The sequence below is a fragment of the Bacillus sp. FSL P4-0334 genome (assembly GCF_038004825.1).
GTDB lineage: Bacteria > Bacillota > Bacilli > Bacillales > Bacillaceae > Bacillus > Bacillus velezensis.
This window is the reverse complement of the sequence record NZ_JBBORX010000002.1, coordinates 25,183-43,875: the sequence shown is the minus strand read 5'-3', so window position 1 is coordinate 43,875 and position 18,693 is coordinate 25,183. Positions and strand designations below refer to the sequence as shown.

General features: G+C 48.5%; 21 protein-coding genes. 15 read left to right on the top strand and 6 right to left on the bottom strand.

Annotated features, from left to right (window positions below; all coding sequences use genetic code 11):
- Window position 1: 1 nt before the first annotated feature.
- Complete coding sequence (locus NSQ37_RS20740) at window positions 2-721, top strand: pseudouridine synthase (RefSeq protein WP_007408795.1); 720 nt, start codon at window positions 2-4, stop codon at window positions 719-721.
- Between the two features lie 127 nt (window positions 722-848).
- Here NSQ37_RS20740 and NSQ37_RS20735 read toward each other — a convergent pair whose 3' ends face one another.
- A complete protein-coding gene (locus NSQ37_RS20735) occupies window positions 849-1,070 on the bottom strand; it encodes a DeoR family transcriptional regulator (RefSeq protein WP_003152337.1) in 222 nt (73 codons plus the stop codon).
- Window positions 1,071-1,350: 280 nt separating this feature from the next.
- Here NSQ37_RS20735 and NSQ37_RS20730 point away from each other — a divergent pair, with 280 nt between their 5' ends.
- On the top strand, window positions 1,351-2,055 hold the full coding sequence (locus NSQ37_RS20730; RefSeq protein ID WP_012118225.1) for an ABC transporter ATP-binding protein: 705 nt from the start codon (window positions 1,351-1,353) through the stop codon (window positions 2,053-2,055).
- Window positions 2,052-3,212: an ABC transporter permease gene (locus tag NSQ37_RS20725; protein WP_253612796.1), complete on the top strand. Its 1,161-nt coding sequence runs from the start codon at window positions 2,052-2,054 to the stop codon at window positions 3,210-3,212. The genes NSQ37_RS20730 and NSQ37_RS20725 overlap by 4 nt, the downstream gene beginning before the upstream one ends.
- A 34-nt stretch (window positions 3,213-3,246) precedes the next feature.
- Here NSQ37_RS20725 and NSQ37_RS20720 read toward each other — a convergent pair whose 3' ends face one another.
- Window positions 3,247-4,551 (bottom strand): NCS2 family permease, encoded by a 1,305-nt coding sequence (locus tag NSQ37_RS20720; RefSeq protein WP_014418668.1) that lies wholly within the window; start codon window positions 4,549-4,551, stop codon window positions 3,247-3,249.
- A 95-nt stretch (window positions 4,552-4,646) separates the two neighbouring features.
- Between NSQ37_RS20720 and pepV the strand changes: the two genes are divergently transcribed.
- Entirely contained in the window at window positions 4,647-6,038 is a 1,392-nt protein-coding gene (gene pepV, locus NSQ37_RS20715; RefSeq protein ID WP_122504150.1) for a dipeptidase PepV, read from the top strand.
- Between the two features lie 37 nt (window positions 6,039-6,075).
- Here the strand turns inward: pepV and cysK are convergent, their stop codons facing one another.
- The gene (gene cysK, locus NSQ37_RS20710) at window positions 6,076-7,047 is read right to left on the bottom strand and encodes a cysteine synthase A (protein ID WP_020954278.1); all 972 of its coding nucleotides are present in this window, start codon (window positions 7,045-7,047) and stop codon (window positions 6,076-6,078) included.
- An 89-nt stretch (window positions 7,048-7,136) separates the two neighbouring features.
- Here cysK and thpR point away from each other — a divergent pair, with 89 nt between their 5' ends.
- The 4 genes from thpR (at window position 7,137) to NSQ37_RS20690 (ending at window position 10,697) form a co-directional block, all read left to right on the top strand.
- The gene (gene thpR, locus NSQ37_RS20705; RefSeq protein WP_003152349.1) at window positions 7,137-7,688 is read left to right on the top strand and encodes an RNA 2',3'-cyclic phosphodiesterase; all 552 of its coding nucleotides are present in this window, start codon (window positions 7,137-7,139) and stop codon (window positions 7,686-7,688) included.
- Between the two features lie 26 nt (window positions 7,689-7,714).
- Window positions 7,715-8,647 carry a hypothetical protein gene (locus NSQ37_RS20700; protein ID WP_099567020.1) on the top strand — a complete coding sequence of 311 codons (933 nt, stop codon included), beginning with the start codon at window positions 7,715-7,717 and terminating at the stop codon, window positions 8,645-8,647.
- Between the two features lie 52 nt (window positions 8,648-8,699).
- Window positions 8,700-9,629: a YegS/Rv2252/BmrU family lipid kinase gene (locus tag NSQ37_RS20695; protein ID WP_099567019.1), complete on the top strand. Its 930-nt coding sequence runs from the start codon at window positions 8,700-8,702 to the stop codon at window positions 9,627-9,629.
- A 270-nt stretch (window positions 9,630-9,899) separates the two neighbouring features.
- Window positions 9,900-10,697, top strand: a complete 798-nt coding sequence (locus NSQ37_RS20690) for a phosphotransferase family protein (RefSeq protein ID WP_003152355.1) — start codon at window positions 9,900-9,902, stop codon at window positions 10,695-10,697.
- Here the strand turns inward: NSQ37_RS20690 and NSQ37_RS20685 are convergent, their stop codons facing one another.
- The gene (locus NSQ37_RS20685; protein WP_003152357.1) at window positions 10,698-10,976 is read right to left on the bottom strand and encodes a YtzH-like family protein; all 279 of its coding nucleotides are present in this window, start codon (window positions 10,974-10,976) and stop codon (window positions 10,698-10,700) included. It abuts the gene before it with no gap.
- A 185-nt stretch (window positions 10,977-11,161) separates the two neighbouring features.
- Here NSQ37_RS20685 and trmB point away from each other — a divergent pair, with 185 nt between their 5' ends.
- From trmB to NSQ37_RS20670, 3 genes are all read left to right on the top strand, one after another.
- On the top strand, window positions 11,162-11,815 hold the full coding sequence (gene trmB, locus NSQ37_RS20680) for a tRNA (guanosine(46)-N7)-methyltransferase TrmB (protein WP_003152359.1): 654 nt from the start codon (window positions 11,162-11,164) through the stop codon (window positions 11,813-11,815).
- A 58-nt stretch (window positions 11,816-11,873) separates the two neighbouring features.
- Window positions 11,874-12,719 carry a YtnP family quorum-quenching lactonase gene (locus NSQ37_RS20675; RefSeq protein WP_025285125.1) on the top strand — a complete coding sequence of 282 codons (846 nt, stop codon included), beginning with the start codon at window positions 11,874-11,876 and terminating at the stop codon, window positions 12,717-12,719.
- Window positions 12,720-12,797: 78 nt separating this feature from the next.
- Window positions 12,798-14,495, top strand: a complete 1,698-nt coding sequence (locus tag NSQ37_RS20670; RefSeq protein ID WP_099567018.1) for an NAD-dependent malic enzyme — start codon at window positions 12,798-12,800, stop codon at window positions 14,493-14,495.
- A 55-nt stretch (window positions 14,496-14,550) separates the two neighbouring features.
- Here NSQ37_RS20670 and NSQ37_RS20665 read toward each other — a convergent pair whose 3' ends face one another.
- Entirely contained in the window at window positions 14,551-14,868 is a 318-nt protein-coding gene (locus tag NSQ37_RS20665) for a PepSY domain-containing protein (protein WP_003152366.1), read from the bottom strand.
- A gap of 158 nt (window positions 14,869-15,026) precedes the next feature.
- On the opposite strand from NSQ37_RS20665, the gene NSQ37_RS20660 reads away from it, so the two are divergent.
- On the top strand, window positions 15,027-16,100 hold the full coding sequence (locus NSQ37_RS20660; protein WP_003152370.1) for a M42 family metallopeptidase: 1,074 nt from the start codon (window positions 15,027-15,029) through the stop codon (window positions 16,098-16,100).
- A gap of 33 nt (window positions 16,101-16,133) precedes the next feature.
- Here NSQ37_RS20660 and NSQ37_RS20655 read toward each other — a convergent pair whose 3' ends face one another.
- The gene (locus NSQ37_RS20655) at window positions 16,134-16,580 is read right to left on the bottom strand and encodes a YtoQ family protein (protein ID WP_007408781.1); all 447 of its coding nucleotides are present in this window, start codon (window positions 16,578-16,580) and stop codon (window positions 16,134-16,136) included.
- 195 nt (window positions 16,581-16,775) lie between these two features.
- On the opposite strand from NSQ37_RS20655, the gene NSQ37_RS20650 reads away from it, so the two are divergent.
- From NSQ37_RS20650 to ytpR, 3 genes are read left to right on the top strand one after another with little or no spacing between them, the layout of a single operon-like run.
- Complete coding sequence (locus NSQ37_RS20650; RefSeq protein ID WP_003152373.1) at window positions 16,776-17,099, top strand: thioredoxin family protein; 324 nt, start codon at window positions 16,776-16,778, stop codon at window positions 17,097-17,099.
- A 15-nt stretch (window positions 17,100-17,114) separates the two neighbouring features.
- Complete coding sequence (locus tag NSQ37_RS20645; RefSeq protein ID WP_012118213.1) at window positions 17,115-17,924, top strand: DUF1444 domain-containing protein; 810 nt, start codon at window positions 17,115-17,117, stop codon at window positions 17,922-17,924.
- Between the two features lie 14 nt (window positions 17,925-17,938).
- On the top strand, window positions 17,939-18,544 hold the full coding sequence (gene ytpR, locus NSQ37_RS20640; protein ID WP_007408780.1) for a YtpR family tRNA-binding protein: 606 nt from the start codon (window positions 17,939-17,941) through the stop codon (window positions 18,542-18,544).
- Window positions 18,545-18,693: the final 149 nt, after the last annotated feature.

The following is an 18,693-nucleotide window of genomic DNA, read 5'->3' as shown; positions in this document are numbered from 1 at the left end:
GATGAGACTTGATAAGCTGCTTGCCAACAGCGGATTCGGCTCAAGAAAAGATGTGAAAAAAATCGTCAAGGCTGGGGCTGTCATGATTGACGGAGAGCCGGCGAAAGATGTGAAAACCCATGTCGATCCGGAAAAACAGGACATCACGGTATACGGAGAGCCGGCAGACTATCGTGAATTTATTTATGTCATGATGAATAAGCCGCAAGGAGTGCTGTCCGCTACCGAAGACAGCCGCCAGCAGACGGTGGTTGATCTGCTGACACCTGAAGAACAGCGATTTGAACCGTTTCCGGCAGGACGTCTTGATAAGGATACGGAAGGCTTTTTGCTTCTGACTAATGACGGGCAGCTCGCTCATCGCCTGCTTTCTCCGAAAAAGCATGTGCCTAAAACATATGAGGTCCGGTTAACCTCGCCTCTGTCACCGGAAGACATCGTTCATCTGGAAAGAGGCGTCGTCATTGAAGGAGGCTATAAAACGAAGCCGGCAGCCGTTGAAATCATTACAGAAAGCCCGGATGAAACGGTGATTCATTTGACCATTACAGAAGGCAAATATCATCAGGTGAAGCTGATGGCAAAGGCTGTCGGAAATGAAGTGGCTTATTTGAAGCGGCTTTCGATGGGGGCTGTTTCTCTTGACCCGGATCTTAAACCGGGAGAATTCCGCGAGCTGACTGAAGAGGAGCTCGAAACGCTGAGAGGCGCTGAAGTGTAATCGATATCAGAAAAGCCCAAAACAGATTTGTTTTGGGCTTTTTATATAGAGGAACAAAAAACAAGGCAAAGACGCTGCTTTGCCTTGCAGCATGTCAGGCCGAAAAGGGCCTTATGTAATTGTTCGCTTAAGATGTAATTTTCACTTTTTTTCGTGTTGTCTCCCACTTGCCTCGGCTAGGACTATGAACAAGATCATTGTATGCTAACACATTTAAGTCTCGCTGAATGGTTCTAGGTGTAATGCCGAATTCATCAACCAGTTCCTGTGTTGTCACAAGGCCTTTTTCCTGGATGAACATGTAAACTGATTTAATCCGAGTCAGCATACGATTTGTTGAAGGTTTCAAAAAACCACTCCCTATCATAAGATCGGATGGACTTGATATACCACAACTTTCGACTCTAAAACTTCGTACGAATAAGCAACAAAGGATGACATTCTGTTTTTTCTCTTTTAACTGCCTCCATTATACACGATATGGACAACATGAATCTAGGAATAAGCGCAGATAATTTTTTCCAAATGGGTGCCGCCTTGGTGCATTACTATGCCCGGTCCGCTTTTATTATTATGGAAACTGAAACTTTTTTTATACATGTCCGTATGAAAACGGGGGAGTGAGAAGTTTGGGAGAATTATTGAATGCAAACATTGTCTGCGCCGGTTATGCTGACAGGCCGAAGGTGATTTCTGATGTATCTCTGTCAGTCAACGCTGGTGAAATTACCGGTTTAATCGGAGCGAACGGCGCGGGGAAAAGCACAGTGATAAAGGCGGTTCTCGGGCTGTCCCGGGATATAGAGGGCGGAATTGAGTGGAATGATTCATCTTATGCTTACATACCGGAGCGTCCGAGTTTTTATGATGAACTGACGCTTTGGGAGCATCTCGAGCTGACCGGGTCATTGCGGGGTATAGAAGGAGAAGAATGCCGTGAGCGGGCAGGGCGGCTGCTTGAAGAGTTTTCGCTGACGTCTGTAAAACATGATTTGCCTTCCGGTTTTTCAAAAGGGATGCAGCAAAAATTGATGCTCATACAGGCATTTTTGGCGAAGCCGGATATTTACATCATTGATGAGCCTTTTATCGGACTTGATCCGATCTCAACGAAGCTGTTTACCGACATGCTGATTGCTGAGAAAGAAAGGGGCGCGGGGATTTTGATGTGCACTCATGTTCTGGATACGGCGGAAAAAATCTGCGACCGGTTTTATTTGCTGGATCAGGGCGCTCTGCTTCTTCAAGGCACGTTAGAGGAGCTTCAGGAAAAAACGGGGAGCCGTTCACTGCTGGATTGCTTTTATTCAGCGGTTCGGAGCAGTCAGCGATGACCGGGCGGGCTTTGTTTTTTCAAAGGCTGTTTCATTATTGGCGGTATCAATGGAAGGTGTTTCAGACGGTCATTGATTGGACGGTCGCGCTGTATATCGTTCTTCCCGCTGCCGCATTTGCCGTTTATCAATATGCTGAATGGCTGAACGGCAGGGGGCTTCTTAATGGAGCGGCAGGAGTATTAGGATGGGGCTGGCTGTATGTATTCAGTGCCCTGCTATTGTGCACGGGTTTTATTCATACCTTTTTGCTGGAAGCGGATCACGTATTTTTGGTGCATGCAAAACATCTGATGCAAAAGCTGAAACGGTACGCGCTTTTGTATTCGATGTTCCTTTCCCTTATCAAATGGGGTGCGCTTGCCGTATTGTTATTTCCCTTATGGCGCCAATACGGTGACTGTACCTTACCGGCATATTCGGGTATGTTTTGCTGTCTGTTCGGCTTCCATACTGCAATATTAGCGGTGCACCGACACAGAAAAAACAGCAGGCGGACATTCGGGAATCAGGCGGCAGGCTGGCTGAAAGTGATGGTTCTGATGGCGGGTGCGTTTTTTATGATCGTCTTTGCAGCCGAATGGTATTGGCTTTGGCCGGCGGGATGTATATTGTTCATCTGTTCCGCTTTTTTGACTTGGAAAGGGACGGAGACATTATCGGCCTTTGAGGAAGAAGTGCTTGAGGAGAACAGGCGCAAGCTTTCATTCGCGGCCTCTGTTTTGATGCTCAGCCATGATGTGCAGCTCCCGAATGGTAAACATAAAGGGCAGAGCAAGCCGTTTTTATATCCCGGCTCAAAGCACATCTTTACAAAACGGTCGGCGTATACGGCGTGGAAAGAATTGTTCTTTAAAGTGCTGATCCGAAACGGCGGGTATCTCCGGCAGCTTTACCTTTTAACCGCGGCTTTTACGGCTCTTATTCTCGTTCTTCCGCTCTTAGTGAAGCCGGCAGTCCTCATTTTGTTTGCGATCGTCAGCCGCTATGCCGCGTCGCTTTTATTTGACCGGATCACGGACAAACCGGTTTTAAGCGGTATCAAGAGAGACAGTGATGACTATTTCAGGGCGCGAAACAGCGCATTAACCGTCATTCAAGTCATCTGTTCCGTCTGGTGTCTCATTGCCGCGATTCTTTCCGTTCTTTATATGTGAAAAATCCCTTTCCGAAAAAGGAAAGGGATTTTTCTTAATGACCGTTCAAAATAAAAAGCTGAATAAAAAACAGCACGGCGAAGATGATGACTAAAGGATGGATTTCGCGCCATTTTTTCTTAGCTGCTTTAACAAGCGGATATGAAATGAAGCCGAGTGCGATTCCGGTTGAAATACTGGACGTTAAAGGCATCGCCAAAATGACGAGAAAGGCCGGGAACGCTTCATCAAGCTCATTCCAGCGGATATTCGACACAGCACCCATCATCAGGCTGCCGACAATAATCAGAGCCGGTGACGTAATCGCGGACACTTCCGATAAGACGCTGACAAGCGGGCTGAAAAACATGGAAACGGCAAACATAACGGCAATCGTCAGCGCCGTCAGACCCGTTCTTCCGCCGGCCGCCACACCTGCTGAAGATTCAACGAACGCGGTCGTCGGACTGGTGCCGAAGATGCTTCCCACCGTCGTAGCGGTTGAATCAGCCAACAGCGCTCTTCTGGCATTCGGCAGCTGATTGTTTTTGATCAGTCCCGCTTGTTCGGCGACACCGATCATGGTGCCGGTCGTGTCAAAAATCGTAACGAGAAGAAAAGAAAACACAACAGCGTACAGACCGTGATGCACGACATCCCCGAGGGCTCCGAACGGATTTGTGATTAAAAGCCCCTCCGGCAGGTGCGGGAAGGACATGAATCCTTTCGCGAAATGAATCTGACCGGTCAAAAAGGCAATGATAGCGGTCAGCGCCATTCCGATGAACAGAGCCCCGTTAACATTCAGCACCATCAGTACAATACTGATGATAAGCCCGATAAGCGTTAAAATGACGGCGGGCGAATGAAGATCGCCGAGTGCGACCAGATTAGATTTATCAGCCGTGATGATTCCGGATTGGCGTAAGCCGATAAAAGCGATAAATAAGCCGATGCCGGTCGTAATTCCGTATTTTAAATTGTCCGGAATCGCTTCTATAAGTTGTTTTCTTAAAGGCGTTAACGATAAAATAATAAAGATGACTCCCGCGATAAAAACGGCGCTGAAAGCCGTCTGATACGTAATGCCGCTGCCTGTGCCGACAACGTGAAAGGCGAGATACGCGTTTAAGCCCATGCCGGGGGCAATGGCGATCGGAAAATTCGCAGCGAGAGCCATCCATAAAGTTCCGACAATGGAAGCGATAATCGTCGCGGTGAACACCTGGTCAAACGGAATTCCCGCATTGGAAAGGATCACCGGGTTGACGACAATGATATACACCATTGTGAAAAAGGTGGTCAATCCCGCGGTAATTTCTCTTTTTATTGTCGTTTGATGCTTGTCGAGATGAAACATAAGTACCTCCAATGACGAACATTTTTTCAAAACATCATCTATATTATTCGTTTTATCGACATTTTGCAAGTCTTTATCAAGAAAGGGGATTTGTGATGAACTGGGAAGTTGAAGTCATCAGAAACAAAGAAGATCTGATCCGTGACACGCAGAAGTTTTTGCAGATCAACAGCGTAATGGACGAATCAACAGCCGGTCCCGGCCGGCCGTTTGGAGAAGGCGTCAATGCCAGCCTGACGTCACTGCTGGAATTCGGTGAAAAAGAAGGCTTCACCGTAAAGAATCTTGACGGCTATGCGGGCCATCTTGAATGGGGAACGGGTGACGAAATCGTCGGCGTTTTGTGCCACGTCGATGTCGTTCCGCCCGGAGACGGCTGGACGAGCGATCCGTTTTCAGCCGATATCAGGGACGGCCGGATATATGCCAGAGGCGCCATTGATGATAAAGGGCCGACAATGGCGGCGTTTTATGCGCTGAAAATCGTCAAAGACATGCAGCTCCCTTTATCCAAACGCGTGAGAATCATCATCGGAACGGATGAAGAAAGTGATTGGAGATGCGTGGATCACTACTTCAAACACGAAAAAATGCCTGACATCGGCTTTGCTCCTGACGCAGATTTTCCGATCATTAACGCGGAAAAAGGAATTATAGATGCGTCACTGCGCATTGCAAAAAGCGCTTCTGACAAAGACGCAAAAAACGGGCTTCTGTCATTCCGTTCAGGACTGCGCTTGAACATGGTGCCGGATGCGGCTGAAGCGGTTATTGAAGGGGACGGTCTTGATGCCGTGCACGCATATTTCAGCAAATGGCTTGAGCAGTCAAAAACACAAGGTGAAGCAGTTTCGGAAAATGGAAAACTGACGCTTCGGGTATACGGAAAATCATGCCACGCGATGGAACCGGATAATGGTGTCAATGCCGGCTTAAAGCTTGCTGAATGCCTTAACGGAACGGAGCTGGATGGAGCCGGAAAGCACTTTGTCAAAACCGTCAGTGACTATTTTTTAAATGATACACGAGGCAAAAAGCTGAAAATTGATTGCAGGGATGACATCAGCGGAGAGCTTACATTGAATGTCGGCACCTTTACATACAGAAAGGGTGAGGAAGGAGAACTCGGCATCAACATCCGTTATCCCGTCACTTCAGACAGCAATGTCATCCGTGATGCTTTTACGTCTGCTGAAGAATTCCGGCTTGAAGAATTTAAAGACAGCAAACCGCACCACGTTTCTGCCGATCATCCGCTCGTAAAGACGCTTCAAAAGGTTTACGAAGGACAGACGGGAAAGAAAGCGGATCTGATTTCAATCGGCGGAGGAACGTATGCGAGATCCCTTTCGGCGGGCGTCGCGTTCGGGCCGCTGTTCCCCGGCCGGCCTGACAGCGCGCATCAAAAGGATGAGTACATTGAAATCGATGACCTTCTCCGGTCAACCGCTTTATACGCCGAAGCCATTTATGAGCTTGCCAAGTGATAATAAAAAGGGACGCCGAAAGCGGCATCCCTTTTTATCATTCAAATGACCATAAATCCGTTGATAAATAACGTTCTCCCGTATCGGCCGTCATACAGATGACGATCTGTTCGGAAGGGAGGCGTTTTGCGGTTTCAATGGCGGCGAAGCAGGCGGCGCCTGAAGACGGGCCGACGAGTATACCTTCTTCCCGGGCCAGACGGCGTGTTGTCGTATACGCATCTTCATCAGATATTTTCATGATTTCATCGTAAACGTCCTGATTCAGTATGCCGGGAATAAATCCGGGGCTTGTCCCGACAAGCTTATGAGCGCCGGGTTTTCCGCCAGACAGGACGGGAGATCCCGCAGGCTCGGCGACATGAACAATCATATCCGGGAAAAGCTCCTTCAGCGTTTCTCCGGTTCCGGTAATGGTTCCGCCCGTTCCCGCCGTTGCCACAAAAGCACCGAGCGGTCTGTTGAGCTGCTGAACGGCCTGATAGATTTCAATGGCGGTCGTTTTTCGGTGGGCATCTGGATTTGCGCCGTTATCGAATTGCATCGGGATAAAACTTCCCGGAATCTGTTCGGCGAGTTCTTTCGCTTTTTTGATGCTGCCGGGCATTCTTTCCGCCCCCGGTGTTAACACAACCTCCGCGCCGTACGCTTTCAGGAGGTTGATGCGTTCTTTCGTCATCGTGTCAGGCATGACGAGGATTGCCTTGTAGCCGCGCGCCGCCGCGTTCATCGCCAGGCCGATGCCTGTGTTGCCGCTTGTCGGTTCGATGATGACAGAGCCGGGTTTTAAATGCCCGCTGTTTTCCGCTTCAATGATCATATTGTAAGCCGCTCTGTCTTTGACACTGCCGCTCGGGTTAAACGATTCTAATTTTAAATAGACCTGTGCTGCATGTTCTGGCTGAAGACGATTGAGCTTTACGATCGGTGTGCCGCCGATCAGCTCCGCCGTGCTGTTTACGATTTTCAAGGCCGGCTCATTCCTTTCTGTATAAAACGTTCGGTACATAATATCCTATCATAATGAGCGGACAGGGTTCTCCTCTCCGCTTATCCGTTTTATAATAACACCATAACCAAAGAGGGGGAGATCCTCGTATGAAAGCTTCATTGCCGCATTATTTTATCGGCATTCCGATTCCGGCTGACATTGCTGAACCGATTTGGGAAGCAGCCAAAAAGGAGCCGGCGTTATCATTCAAAAAATGGGTGCACCCGCATGACTATCATATTACACTCATTTTTCTCGGAGCCGCGGATGAAGAACGGCTTGCGAAATTATCGTCGCTGCTCGCAGATGCTGCGTCGGCAGCGCAGCCGTTTACCGTACAGTTTCAGCATCTGGATATTTTCGGCGACCGCAGACAGCCGAGAGTGCTTCACCTTGAGCCCGAACGGAATGAACTGCTCTTTGATTTGCGGGAAAAAACAAAACAGGCTGTTTTGAAAGCCGGTTTTCAAGTGGAAAAACGCCCGTATCACCCTCATATGACGATGGCACGGAAGTGGGCGGGAGACCGGCCGTTTTCTGACGATGTGCCGTTTGAAAGCGGCAGGGTGCAAAGTGCCGTCAGCCGGTTTTCCCTGTTTCAGACCCATCTTGACCGGTCGCCTAAATACGAAGAAATCGCACAGTTTCAATTGACATAAACAAATATTCGGAGTGGAGAAATCACATGGCACAGATCATCAAAATTCACGACTGCATATCCAGATATGAACTTGATCCATATCATTATATGAACCAGTTTATCCGGCTGAAGAAAGAACGCTGGGAGGCGCTTCTTGAAGCGTTTGACCGGAAGACGGAAGAAAAAGAAACGAAAACGGCTGCCGGCGGGGAAACCGATCAAGCGCCGGCCAGGAAAAAATTTTCCTTAAAAAAGAGAAAAGAAGAAAATACGGCCGATATAAATGAAAAGAGGCACCAATGGTTTGATGAGCCGGAGGGAGAAGAGGCGCTGTTCGGGAATCTTCCGTCTCAAAAGTCTGAGCTCGCGCCTTTTTTCAAAGATCAGCTGTATGACTTTCAATTAAAATGGGCGAGCTCCACGCTTTCTCAAAAGTCTGAGCTTTCGCAGGCGGTCAAAAGGGACGGGATGTTAAAAATGCTGGCTCAAAAGCTGCCCGATTCCTATTTTGTGATGTATCATCCGGTTCTTCAAATTCAGCAGGCGTCCGTCGAACTGAGCATGATCATCATCTCGCCGCTGGAGATTTTCTGCGCTGCTTTTATGGAAGCGGAAGAGGACAGCGTATATATCGGATCAAAACACCGTTTTTGGGAAGAAAGAGGCTCCGGCAGCACGCGCCAAGTATTGAATCCGTCTCTCAGCCTGCACCGGACGGGCTCGGTCGTTTCGCAAATCGTAAAAGAAAAGCAGGCCGACATTCCCGTGCGGAAGCTTTTGCTCAGCAGAACGTCTTATATTGATTATCCGGAGCCGCCGTACGGGCTGGAAATAGCTGATAAACGGACTGCCGCAGAGTGGCTGGAAAAGCAGCAGAAAAATACGGCGCCGATCAAGCACCACCAGCTGAAGGCGGCGAAGGCTCTTTTGTCTTACGGCTTGAGCGATTCAAGCCGGAGACAGGAATGGCTTGATTAAAACGGACGTTTGCCGGCTGTCTCTTCATCTATGAAGCAGGTGAAAACAAACGATGAGTCAATGGTTTTTTATTATTAATCCGGTCTCAGGAGGCGGGCGGGGCCGGCGTGTCTGGAAATCAGTTCAAAAAGAGCTGAACAGGCGCGGGGTCAGCCACCGCTCTTTTTTGACCGGGCATCCCGGACATGCGGAGGTGCTGGCGAGGCAGATTTCAATGATGCAGGATCATAAGCTTAAGCGGCTGTTCGTCATCGGCGGTGACGGGACGATGCATGAAGTCATTAACGGACTGAAAGGAACGGATCAGATTGAGCTGACCTTTGTGCCCGCCGGTTCGTACAATGACTTTTCCAAAGGGCTCGGTATTAAGAAGTCGGCGCTTCTCCAAGAAATCAAAAGTCTGCACCGCCCGCTCACGCGGAAATTTTTTGCGGGAAACATCAACTTTTTTCATGACAAAGCGCAATCACTTTATTTTATTAACCACCTGTCTGTCGGCTTCGATGCCTCAGTTTTGAAGGCAACGGCGAATTTTCCGTTTTCGCGCGTTCTTCGGTTTTTGCGTCTCGGCTTTGTGATTTACCCGCTCGCGCATTTACATACGGCCTCGGGGTTTCAGCCGTTCAGATTTGTTTGCACGGCAGACGGCCAGAGGCGTGAATTCCGCAATGTCTGGTTTGTCATTGCGGCTAATCACCCTTATTACGGAGGCGGCATGAAAGCGGCGCCTTCAGCAAATCCCCGTCAAAACCGTTTTGATATTGTCATCGCAGAAAACCTGTCCTTTTTCTCGCTGTATCGTTTTTTATGGGCGATGAGCTTCGGCCGGCATATCAAAATGGACGGAGTGACGATGATAAAGGGGAAGGAATTCGTTTTTGAAACAGATGGGAAAATTCCGTTTCACGCTGACGGCGAGCTGATCGGAACGACGCCGTTTCGGCTTATGCCGGGCGGTGCGCCGTTGAAAATAAAAACATAATAAACAAATGAAACCCGTCAAATGTTTCACGGCAAAGAGCGGTTCGCGGCATAAATCTTCAGAATTCACAGGTGTTCTTGCTAGTTTTGCTTGACGAAGTTTGTGCTGTAGCGCTAAAATTTATAGGACGGCTATTGATTAGCATATGAGACTCTCAATAGCTGTCTTTTTTATTCTCATGAAATTGTTTATGACAGGCCGCTCCGCCAATAGAGAAAGGCTGGAGGCCTATTCTAAAATATTTTAAGAAATGATGGGTTGAACATTGATATGAACTGGTTGGGACAATTACTAGGTAGCGATTGGGAGATCTTCCCCGCCGGAGGAGCTACAGGAGATGCATATTATGCGAAACATAACGGCCAACAGCTTTTTTTAAAACGTAATAGCTCGCCCTTTTTAGCCGTGTTATCCGCCGAAGGCATTGTTCCGAAGCTGGTTTGGACGAAACGGATGGAAAACGGTGACGTCATTACGGCTCAGCATTGGATGGCGGGCAGGGAGCTGAAGGCAAAGGATATGAGCGGACGCCCGGTGGCTGAGCTGCTCCGCAAAATCCACACATCAAAAGCTTTGCTCGACATGCTGAAAAGATTGGGAAAAGAACCGCTTGATCCGGGCGCCCTTTTGTCGCAGCTGAAGCAGGCCGTCTTTGCCGTGCGGCAATTTTCGCCGCTTATTCAGGAAGGCCTTGCTTATTTGGAAGCTCATGTGGATCAGGTGCAATTCGGTGAAAAAGTCGTTTGCCATTGTGATGTGAATCATAATAACTGGCTTCTGTCTGAAGACAACCAGCTGTATTTAATAGATTGGGACGGCGCCATGATAGCTGATCCGGCTATGGATCTCGGCCCTTTATTGTATCATTACGTCGAAGAGCCAGCGTGGGACAGCTGGCTTGGGATGTACGGCATGAAGCTCACGGAAGGGCTTCGGCTGCGGATGGCATGGTACATGTTATCGGAGACCATCACCTTCATCGCCTGGCACAAATCAAAAGGAAACGACAAAGCGTATCATGATGCCATGGAAGAGCTTCATGCCCTGATGAAGCGGATTGTCAAGTAGTCAGGAGTACGAATCCATCTGCTCCACCCATTGGGACAAATGGTTTTGGTGCTCCTGAATATGCGTGTCGATGGAATCGGCCGTGATGCCGGACTGGCTGTAGCGGTAGACATCCTCGAGCACGTTTTTTATATTTGAATCAAGCCCGGTGTTGGCCATCAGTGATTTGATGACGCGCTCCAGCTGTTCATACTCGGCAACCGTGCCGCAGCAATCCAATTGATGGTCGGCCAGTATGTCCTTTAATAACCGGACCTGATGTTCGCTTGTTAAGCCCATGATTCATATACACATCCTTTCTGTGTCATACATTGTGCAAAGCGGTGCGGTTTTATGCATCACATGAGTGTTCCGGACCGGGGAGCCTCTTTTTTTATGCAGCCGGCGCCTTTAAAAGGCGCTTGCGGCTCTTTATGTTTCATGGTATGTTGTTACTCGAAATTATAGATAGAGGTGTCAATCATATGAGAATGCGCCATAAACCTTGGGCGAATGATTTTCTGGCAGAAAACGCTGACATCGCCATCAGTGATCCGGCCCAGTATAAAGGGCGGTGGAACACGGTCTTTGGCAATGACAACCCGATCCATATTGAAGTCGGTACGGGAAAAGGGCAGTTCATTTCAGGAATGGCCAAGCAGAATCCGGATATCAACTATATCGGGATTGAGCTGTTTAAAAGCGTCATCGTCACTGCCGTCCAAAAAGTTAAGGACAGCGGGGCTCACAATGTCCGTTTGTTAAATATAGACGCGGAAACACTGAATGACGTATTTGAACGGGGAGAAATCAAGCGCGTATATCTAAACTTTTCTGACCCGTGGCCGAAAAACCGCCACGAAAAGCGCCGTTTAACATTTAAAACGTTCTTGAAAAAATACGAAGAAGTGATGGGCGAAACAGGTGAGATTCATTTTAAAACCGATAACCGCGGTTTATTCGAATACTCTCTGAAAAGCTTTTCCGAATACGGCCTGCTTCTGACGGAAGTCAGCCTTGATCTGCACAACAGCGATCCGAAGGGCAATATTATGACAGAATACGAAGAAAAATTCTCCGCGCTCGGCCAGCCGATTTACCGGGCCGAAGTTGAATGGAGAACAAAAGACAGACTCTGATGCGGGAGTCTGTTTTTTTATGCCGCCATTTGCTACCATTACATCAGGAGGGATCAAGATGGAGACATTGAATATTGGGAATATTTCATTAACATGGCTGGACGGCGGTGTAACACATATGGACGGTGGAGCGATGTTCGGCGTTGTTCCGAAGCCTTTATGGTCGAGAAAATACCCCGTAAATGACAAAAACCAGATTGAATTAAGAACAGACCCGATTCTGATCAGAAAAAACGGCCTGAATATATTGGTTGACGCGGGTATCGGCCGAGGGAAGTTCTCTGATAAACAAAAAAGGAATTACGGCGTAACACAGGAATCCAATCTGAAACAATCTCTTCGTGACCTCGGGCTTTCCTGTGAGGACATTCATATTGCCGCGATGACCCATCTTCATTTTGACCATGCATGCGGCCTGACGGAGTACAGCGGAGAGGAGCTTGTCTCTGTTTTCCCGAATGCCCGCATTATCACTTCTGCAACAGAGTGGCGCGAAATGAGAAATCCTAATATCAGATCGAAAAATACATATTGGAGAGAAAATTGGGAGGCGGTACAAGATCAGGTCGAAACCTTTGAAAACGAGTATCAGCTGACAGAAGGCATTACGATGCACCACACCGGCGGCCACAGCGACGGCCACAGCGTCATCGTCTTAGAAGACGAAGGGGAGACGGCTGTGCATTTTGCCGACCTGATGCCGACGAATGCGCATAAAAATCCGTTATGGGTGCTGGCCTATGATGATTATCCGATGACCTCTATTCCAGAAAAGCAGAAATGGCAGACGTTCGCGGCAGAAAAAGACGCCTGGCTCATTTTCTATCACGACGCGATTTACAGAGCGGTAAAATGGGGAGAAGATGGCGAAGTGGCCGCGTCTGTCAAACGGGAGAAAAAATAAGCGGATCGATGATTTGCCTGTATGAATTTCGGGAATAAAAGCAAACCTAAGACAAATTGCTTTGAAAGGAAGAGACAGGTGAATCAATTTCAAGTGACGAAAGATGGAGAAATCAAAACAACACTGCGCGGATTAGAAGTGCTTTCTACGCCTTTTTTAAATAAAGGGGTGGCCTTTACACAGGAGGAAAGAAAGGAACTCGGGCTCGAGGGATTTCTGCCGCCGAAAGTATTGACAATCGAAGAGCAGGCGAGGCGGGCCTACGAACAATTCAGTTCGCAGCCTGATGAGCTGAGCAAAAATGTGTACTTGACCGCTCTCCATGATCGGAATGAAACGTTATTTTACAGGCTGTTAAATGATCATTTAGGCGAAATGCTGCCGATCGTATATACGCCGACCGTCGGCACTGCGATCCAGCGTTACAGCCATGAGTACAGAAAACCCCGCGGTCTGTATTTGTCAATAGATGACCCTGAAGGAATGCGCGCCGCATTTCAGCAGTTCGGAAAAAATGAAAACATTGACTTAATCGTTGCCACAGATGCGGAGGGCATTCTGGGAATCGGTGACTGGGGCGTCGGCGGCATCGCCATTTCTGTCGGAAAACTCGCGGTTTATACGGCGGCGGCCGGAATTGATCCGTCACGAGTGCTTGCGGTCGTTTTGGACGCCGGAACAAATCAGGAAAGCCTCTTAAATGACCCGCTGTATGTCGGAAACCAGCATTCAAGAGTGCGCGGCGAGAAATATGACCGCTTTATTGATGAGTATGTCTCGCTTGCCCGGGAAACATTCCCGAATGCGCTGCTTCATTGGGAGGATTTCGGTACGGCTAACGCCCGCGGCATATTAAAACGGTATAAAGATAAAGTCTGTACGTTTAACGATGACATTCAAGGAACGGGCGCGGTATCGCTTGCAGCTGTTTTAGCGTGTGCAAAAGCATCAAAAGTGCCTTTAAAAGAGCATAAAGTCGTCGTCTTCGGCGCGGGAACGGCCGGTATCGGAATTGCTGAGCAGCTGCGCGAAGCCATGGTGCATGACGGATTAAGCGAAGAAGAATCCTACAGCCATTTTTGGTGTATCGACAGAAACGGATTGTTAACGGATGTTATGAAGGACTTGCGTGATTTTCAGGTTCCGTACGCGCGCCCTGCTGATGAAGTGAAAGAGTACGGCCGCAGCGGTGAAGGCGGATCAATTGATCTGGCGGAGACTGTGCGTCAGGCCAAGCCGACGATTCTGATCGGCACATCCACCGTATCAGGCGCATTTACGGAAGAAATCGTCAAAGAAATGGCCTCGCATGTCAAACGGCCCGCTATTTTGCCGATGTCAAACCCGACGACATTATCAGAAGCAAAACCTGAAGATTTGATTAAATGGACGGAAGGCCGCGCGCTTGTCACTACGGGTAGTCCGTTTCCGCCTGTTGCGTATAACGGCGTTACCTACCATATCGGACAGGCGAACAACGCGCTCGTATTCCCGGGACTCGGACTCGGCACGATTGTGACAAAAGCAAGGCTCATTACGGACAATATGTTCGTTGCCTGCGCGAATGCCATCGCCGGTATGGTGGACGTCGGCAAGCCGGGGGCGCCGATGCTTCCGAAAGTGGAGGATCTCAGGACGGTATCGGCAACTGTGGCGGTAGCTGTAGCTAAAGCTGCCATTCAGGACGGTGTAGCGGAAAAGGAACCCGAGGATCTGATCCAAGCGGTGCAGGACGCGATGTGGCACCCCGTATATAAACGAATTCGGCCGATGTAACCGAATAAAGCCCAAAACGCTGATGGTTTTGGGCTTTATTTTTTGCTTGTCCGAATTATGAGGCGACAGAATCAATGACATCGACAATCTGGCCTGTTTTTGCATTGACCATAACTTCATATTGCTCCAGTTCGCCGAATGCCGAACGTGTCACGCCGGTTTTGTATACCTGGATGGTTTCTCCGTTTACCTGGTAGGGCTCGGGCTCTGTGTAAATCCATGATCCGTCTATCGGCCCGCGCTGTTTAAAAGCCGCTTTCACGATACGGAGCGCTTTTTCTGAAGAGATATAAGGTTTCATCGCATACTTTTTCACTGCGATGGCAGCGCATAATCCGACTCCTGCACCTAAGAGAAAATGACGTAATTTCAATATGAAGCACCTCCAATTATGTCGTAGTTTTTATTATACAGAAGATGCCAGACGGTGTTAAGTAAAGCGGCGGTTTTCCAGCCCATTCAATCTGAGCGCTTGGAAAACGGTTGTTTTTCTAATAAAATAAAAGCATTACATAGAAATGAGGGGAAAATATGAATGAGGAAACGAAAACGCTTTTCCGGACGCTGACGCAGCTTCCCGGCGCACCGGGAAATGAACATCAGGTCCGCTCCTTTATGAAACGGGAGCTTGCGAAATATGCGGATGACATCGTGCAGGACAGACTCGGAAGTGTTTTCGGAGTAAGGCGCGGCGCTGAAGATGCGCCGACCGTTATGGTAGCCGGCCATATGGACGAAGTCGGGTTTATGGTAACGCAGATTACGGATAACGGCATGCTGAGATTTCAGACGCTCGGCGGCTGGTGGAGTCAGGTGCTGCTTGCCCAGCGCGTCGAGGTGCAGACGGATAACGGACCGATTATCGGCGTCATCTCAAGCATCCCGCCCCACATTTTAACGGATGCCCAGCGCGCAAAGCCGATGGAGATCAAAAATATGATGATTGATATCGGTGCCGATGATAGAGAGGACGCGGTCAAAATGGGGATCAGACCGGGACAGCAGGTCGTGCCTGTCTGCCCGTTCACCCCGATGGCCAACGAGAAGAAAATATTGTCCAAAGCGTGGGATAACCGCTACGGCTGCGGGTTAAGCATTGAACTATTAAAAGAGCTGCACGGAAAAGACCTGCCGAACAATCTGTACGCCGGGGCCACCGTTCAGGAGGAAGTCGGTTTGAGAGGGGCGCAGACAGCGGCCAACATGATTCAGCCTGATCTCTTTTTCGCGCTTGATGCCAGCCCGGCAAATGATATGAGCGGCGATAAGGAGCTGTTCGGCCGTCTCGGCGAGGGGGTGCTGCTCCGCATTCTCGACAGAACGACGGTCATGCACCGCGGGATGAGAGAGTTCGTCCTTGATATGGCGGAAACGCACAATATCCCTTATCAATATTTCGCTTCAGGCGGGGGAACGGATGCCGGACGGGTCCACATATCAAACAGCGGGGTTCCGTCTGCCGTCATCGGCATTTGTTCAAGATACATTCATACAAATGCCGCTATCATCCATGTCGATGATTATGCCGCGGCGAAAGAAATGCTCATTAAGCTGGTCATGGCGAGTGACAAACAGACGGTCGAAACGATCAGAGAAAATGTGTAAAAAAATAAGCAGGACCGCATAAAGGCGGCCTGCTTATTCTGTTTCAAATAAATAAGAGAGTGCTTTCATCGCTTGATTGACGGTTTCGACCGTGATATTCGCTTTTCCGGAAAGCTCTTTCAGCGGATGATGAAGTTCTTTCGGACGGATGAGAATGAGCGGCTTTCCTTTTGCGATGGCATAAGAAGCATCCATCGCGGTATTCCACTGCTTATATTTCTCGCCAAACAGGGCGATCACAAAATCGGCTTTTTCCATCAGCACCTCTGTACGGAAATTGTTGATATCAGAAGCTCTGGCGTCTTTTAAAACAGAATCGGGCTGCACGCCCATAATCTCTTCTCCGATATTGTCTGAGCGTTCATGGTTTTCCATCGGGCCGACAAACGTAATCGGCAGGTCCAGCGCTGTTGCTTTTTGCTTGATCTCGTCCCGCCAATTACTGTGGATTTCACCCGCTAAATACACGACAAACTGCATCTTTTGCCCCTCCTTATGTACATATTCAGATTTTCGTACGGTTACAAGCAAAATGGTAAACGAAACTTGCTTGATAATGCAAATGAAATATGATAATGATTGCATATAGTTGGTCTTGCTGTAAACAGTCTGGTATGATCCAATTGGACAAACATCAGCATATAAAAAACTCATAATCCAGATGGAGGAATGACAATGAAAAAGATTGAAAGCACGGAAGAATTGCAAAAAGCGGTACAAGACGATTGGGCGGTATTTATGTTTTCAGCGGATTGGTGCCCGGACTGCCGCTTTGTGGAGCCGTTTCTCCCTGAGCTGGAAGCGGACTTTCCTGAATTCACTTATTACTACGTAGACCGCGATCAATTTATTGATACATGCGCGGAATGGGAAATTTACGGCATTCCGAGCTTTGTTGTGTTTAACGGAGGAAAAGAAGTGAACCGCTTCGTCAGCAAAGACCGTAAAACAAAAGAAGAAATTGAGCAATTTTTAACCGATTCCCTTGCTAAAGCATAAAGGAGGCCACGGGCTTTGAAAATGACGTCAAGGAAGCTGGCGGATTTATTAAAACAGCGCCTGCAGCACGAGAACCGATCCTTCTTTTTTGACAGAGAAAAAGACACCCTCCGTGTTGAGGATCAAACGACCAAAAAAGGCATCACATTGGAGCTCCCGCCTATCATTGCGAAGTGGGAGACGAAAAAAGAAGAAGCGATCGACGAAATCGTCTACTATGTGTCAGAAGCAATGGAGGCGATGGAAGGCAGCGGACAGGAGATGTCCGGAAAGGAAGCCGGAATCTATCCGGTCATCCGCTCCACATCATTTCCCGATCAAACGAGCGACGGCATTCCGCTCGTGTATGATGACCATACGGCCGAAACAAGAATCTACTACGCGCTTGACCTCGGTAAGACGTACCGCTTAATTGACAGCCGTATGCTCGAGAAAGAAAACTGGACAAAAGAACGGATCAGGGAGACGGCGTCATTCAATCTCCGCTCTCTTCCTTCAGTTGTGAAACAGGATACGGTTGCAGACAATTATTTTTATTTTTTCAGGGCGAATGACGGCTATGACGCCAGCCGGATTCTCAATGATTCGATTCTTCATGAATACAAGCAGGCCGCTGAAGGCGAATTGGCGATTTCCGTCCCGCACCAGGATGTATTAATACTTGCTGACATTCGAAATGAATCGGGTTATGATATTTTAGGGCAAATGTCCATGAGCTTCTTTGCAAGCGGCACGGTGCCGATTACGGCCCTTTCATTTCTGTATAATGAAGGCAGACTGGAACCTGTGTTTATCATGGCGAAAAGCCGGCCGAAAAAGGATTAGAAAGGATTTTTCTTATGAACGCTTTTTACAATAAAGAAGGTGTGGGAGATACGCTTCTGATCTCTCTTAAAGATGCGGCACGCGAAGAAATCGCCTATGAAAAAGAAGGCGATGTCATCAGAATCTTTAACAAAGAAACAAAAGAAACGACGGGCTTTAACATTTTTAACGTGTCTTCTTACTTACAGATTGAGGACAACGGCCCCGTCGCTTTGTCTGAGACATTCGTTCAGGATGTGAATGAAATACTGAACAGAAACGGTGTTTCAGAAACGCTGACAGTTGACCTTTCTCCGAAATTTGTTGTCGGTCACGTTGAATCGAAAGAAAAACATCCGAATGCGGATAAACTGAATATCTGCCAAGTGAATGTGGGAGAGGAAACCCTCCAAATCGTTTGCGGCGCGCCGAACGTGGACAAAGGGCAAAAAGTCGTCGTTGCTAAAGTCGGCGCGGTGATGCCGAGCGGGCTTGTGATTAAAGACGCTGAATTAAGAGGCGTTCCGTCAAGCGGCATGATCTGCTCCGCGAAAGAACTCGCTTTGCCGGATGCGCCGGCGGAAAAAGGGATTCTTGTTCTTGAAGACAGCCGCGAGGCCGGCGAAGCATTTCAATTCTAACTCCCATAAATAAGCGCACAGAATCGAATGATGTGAGAGAAAGCCGTTAAGCATGCCTGCTTAACGGCTTTCTTCAGTTGGGAGCTTAATCTTTTCTGAGCCGCCCGGCAATGGTATACTAAATATCGTCCCAGACTACTAAAAAGGGA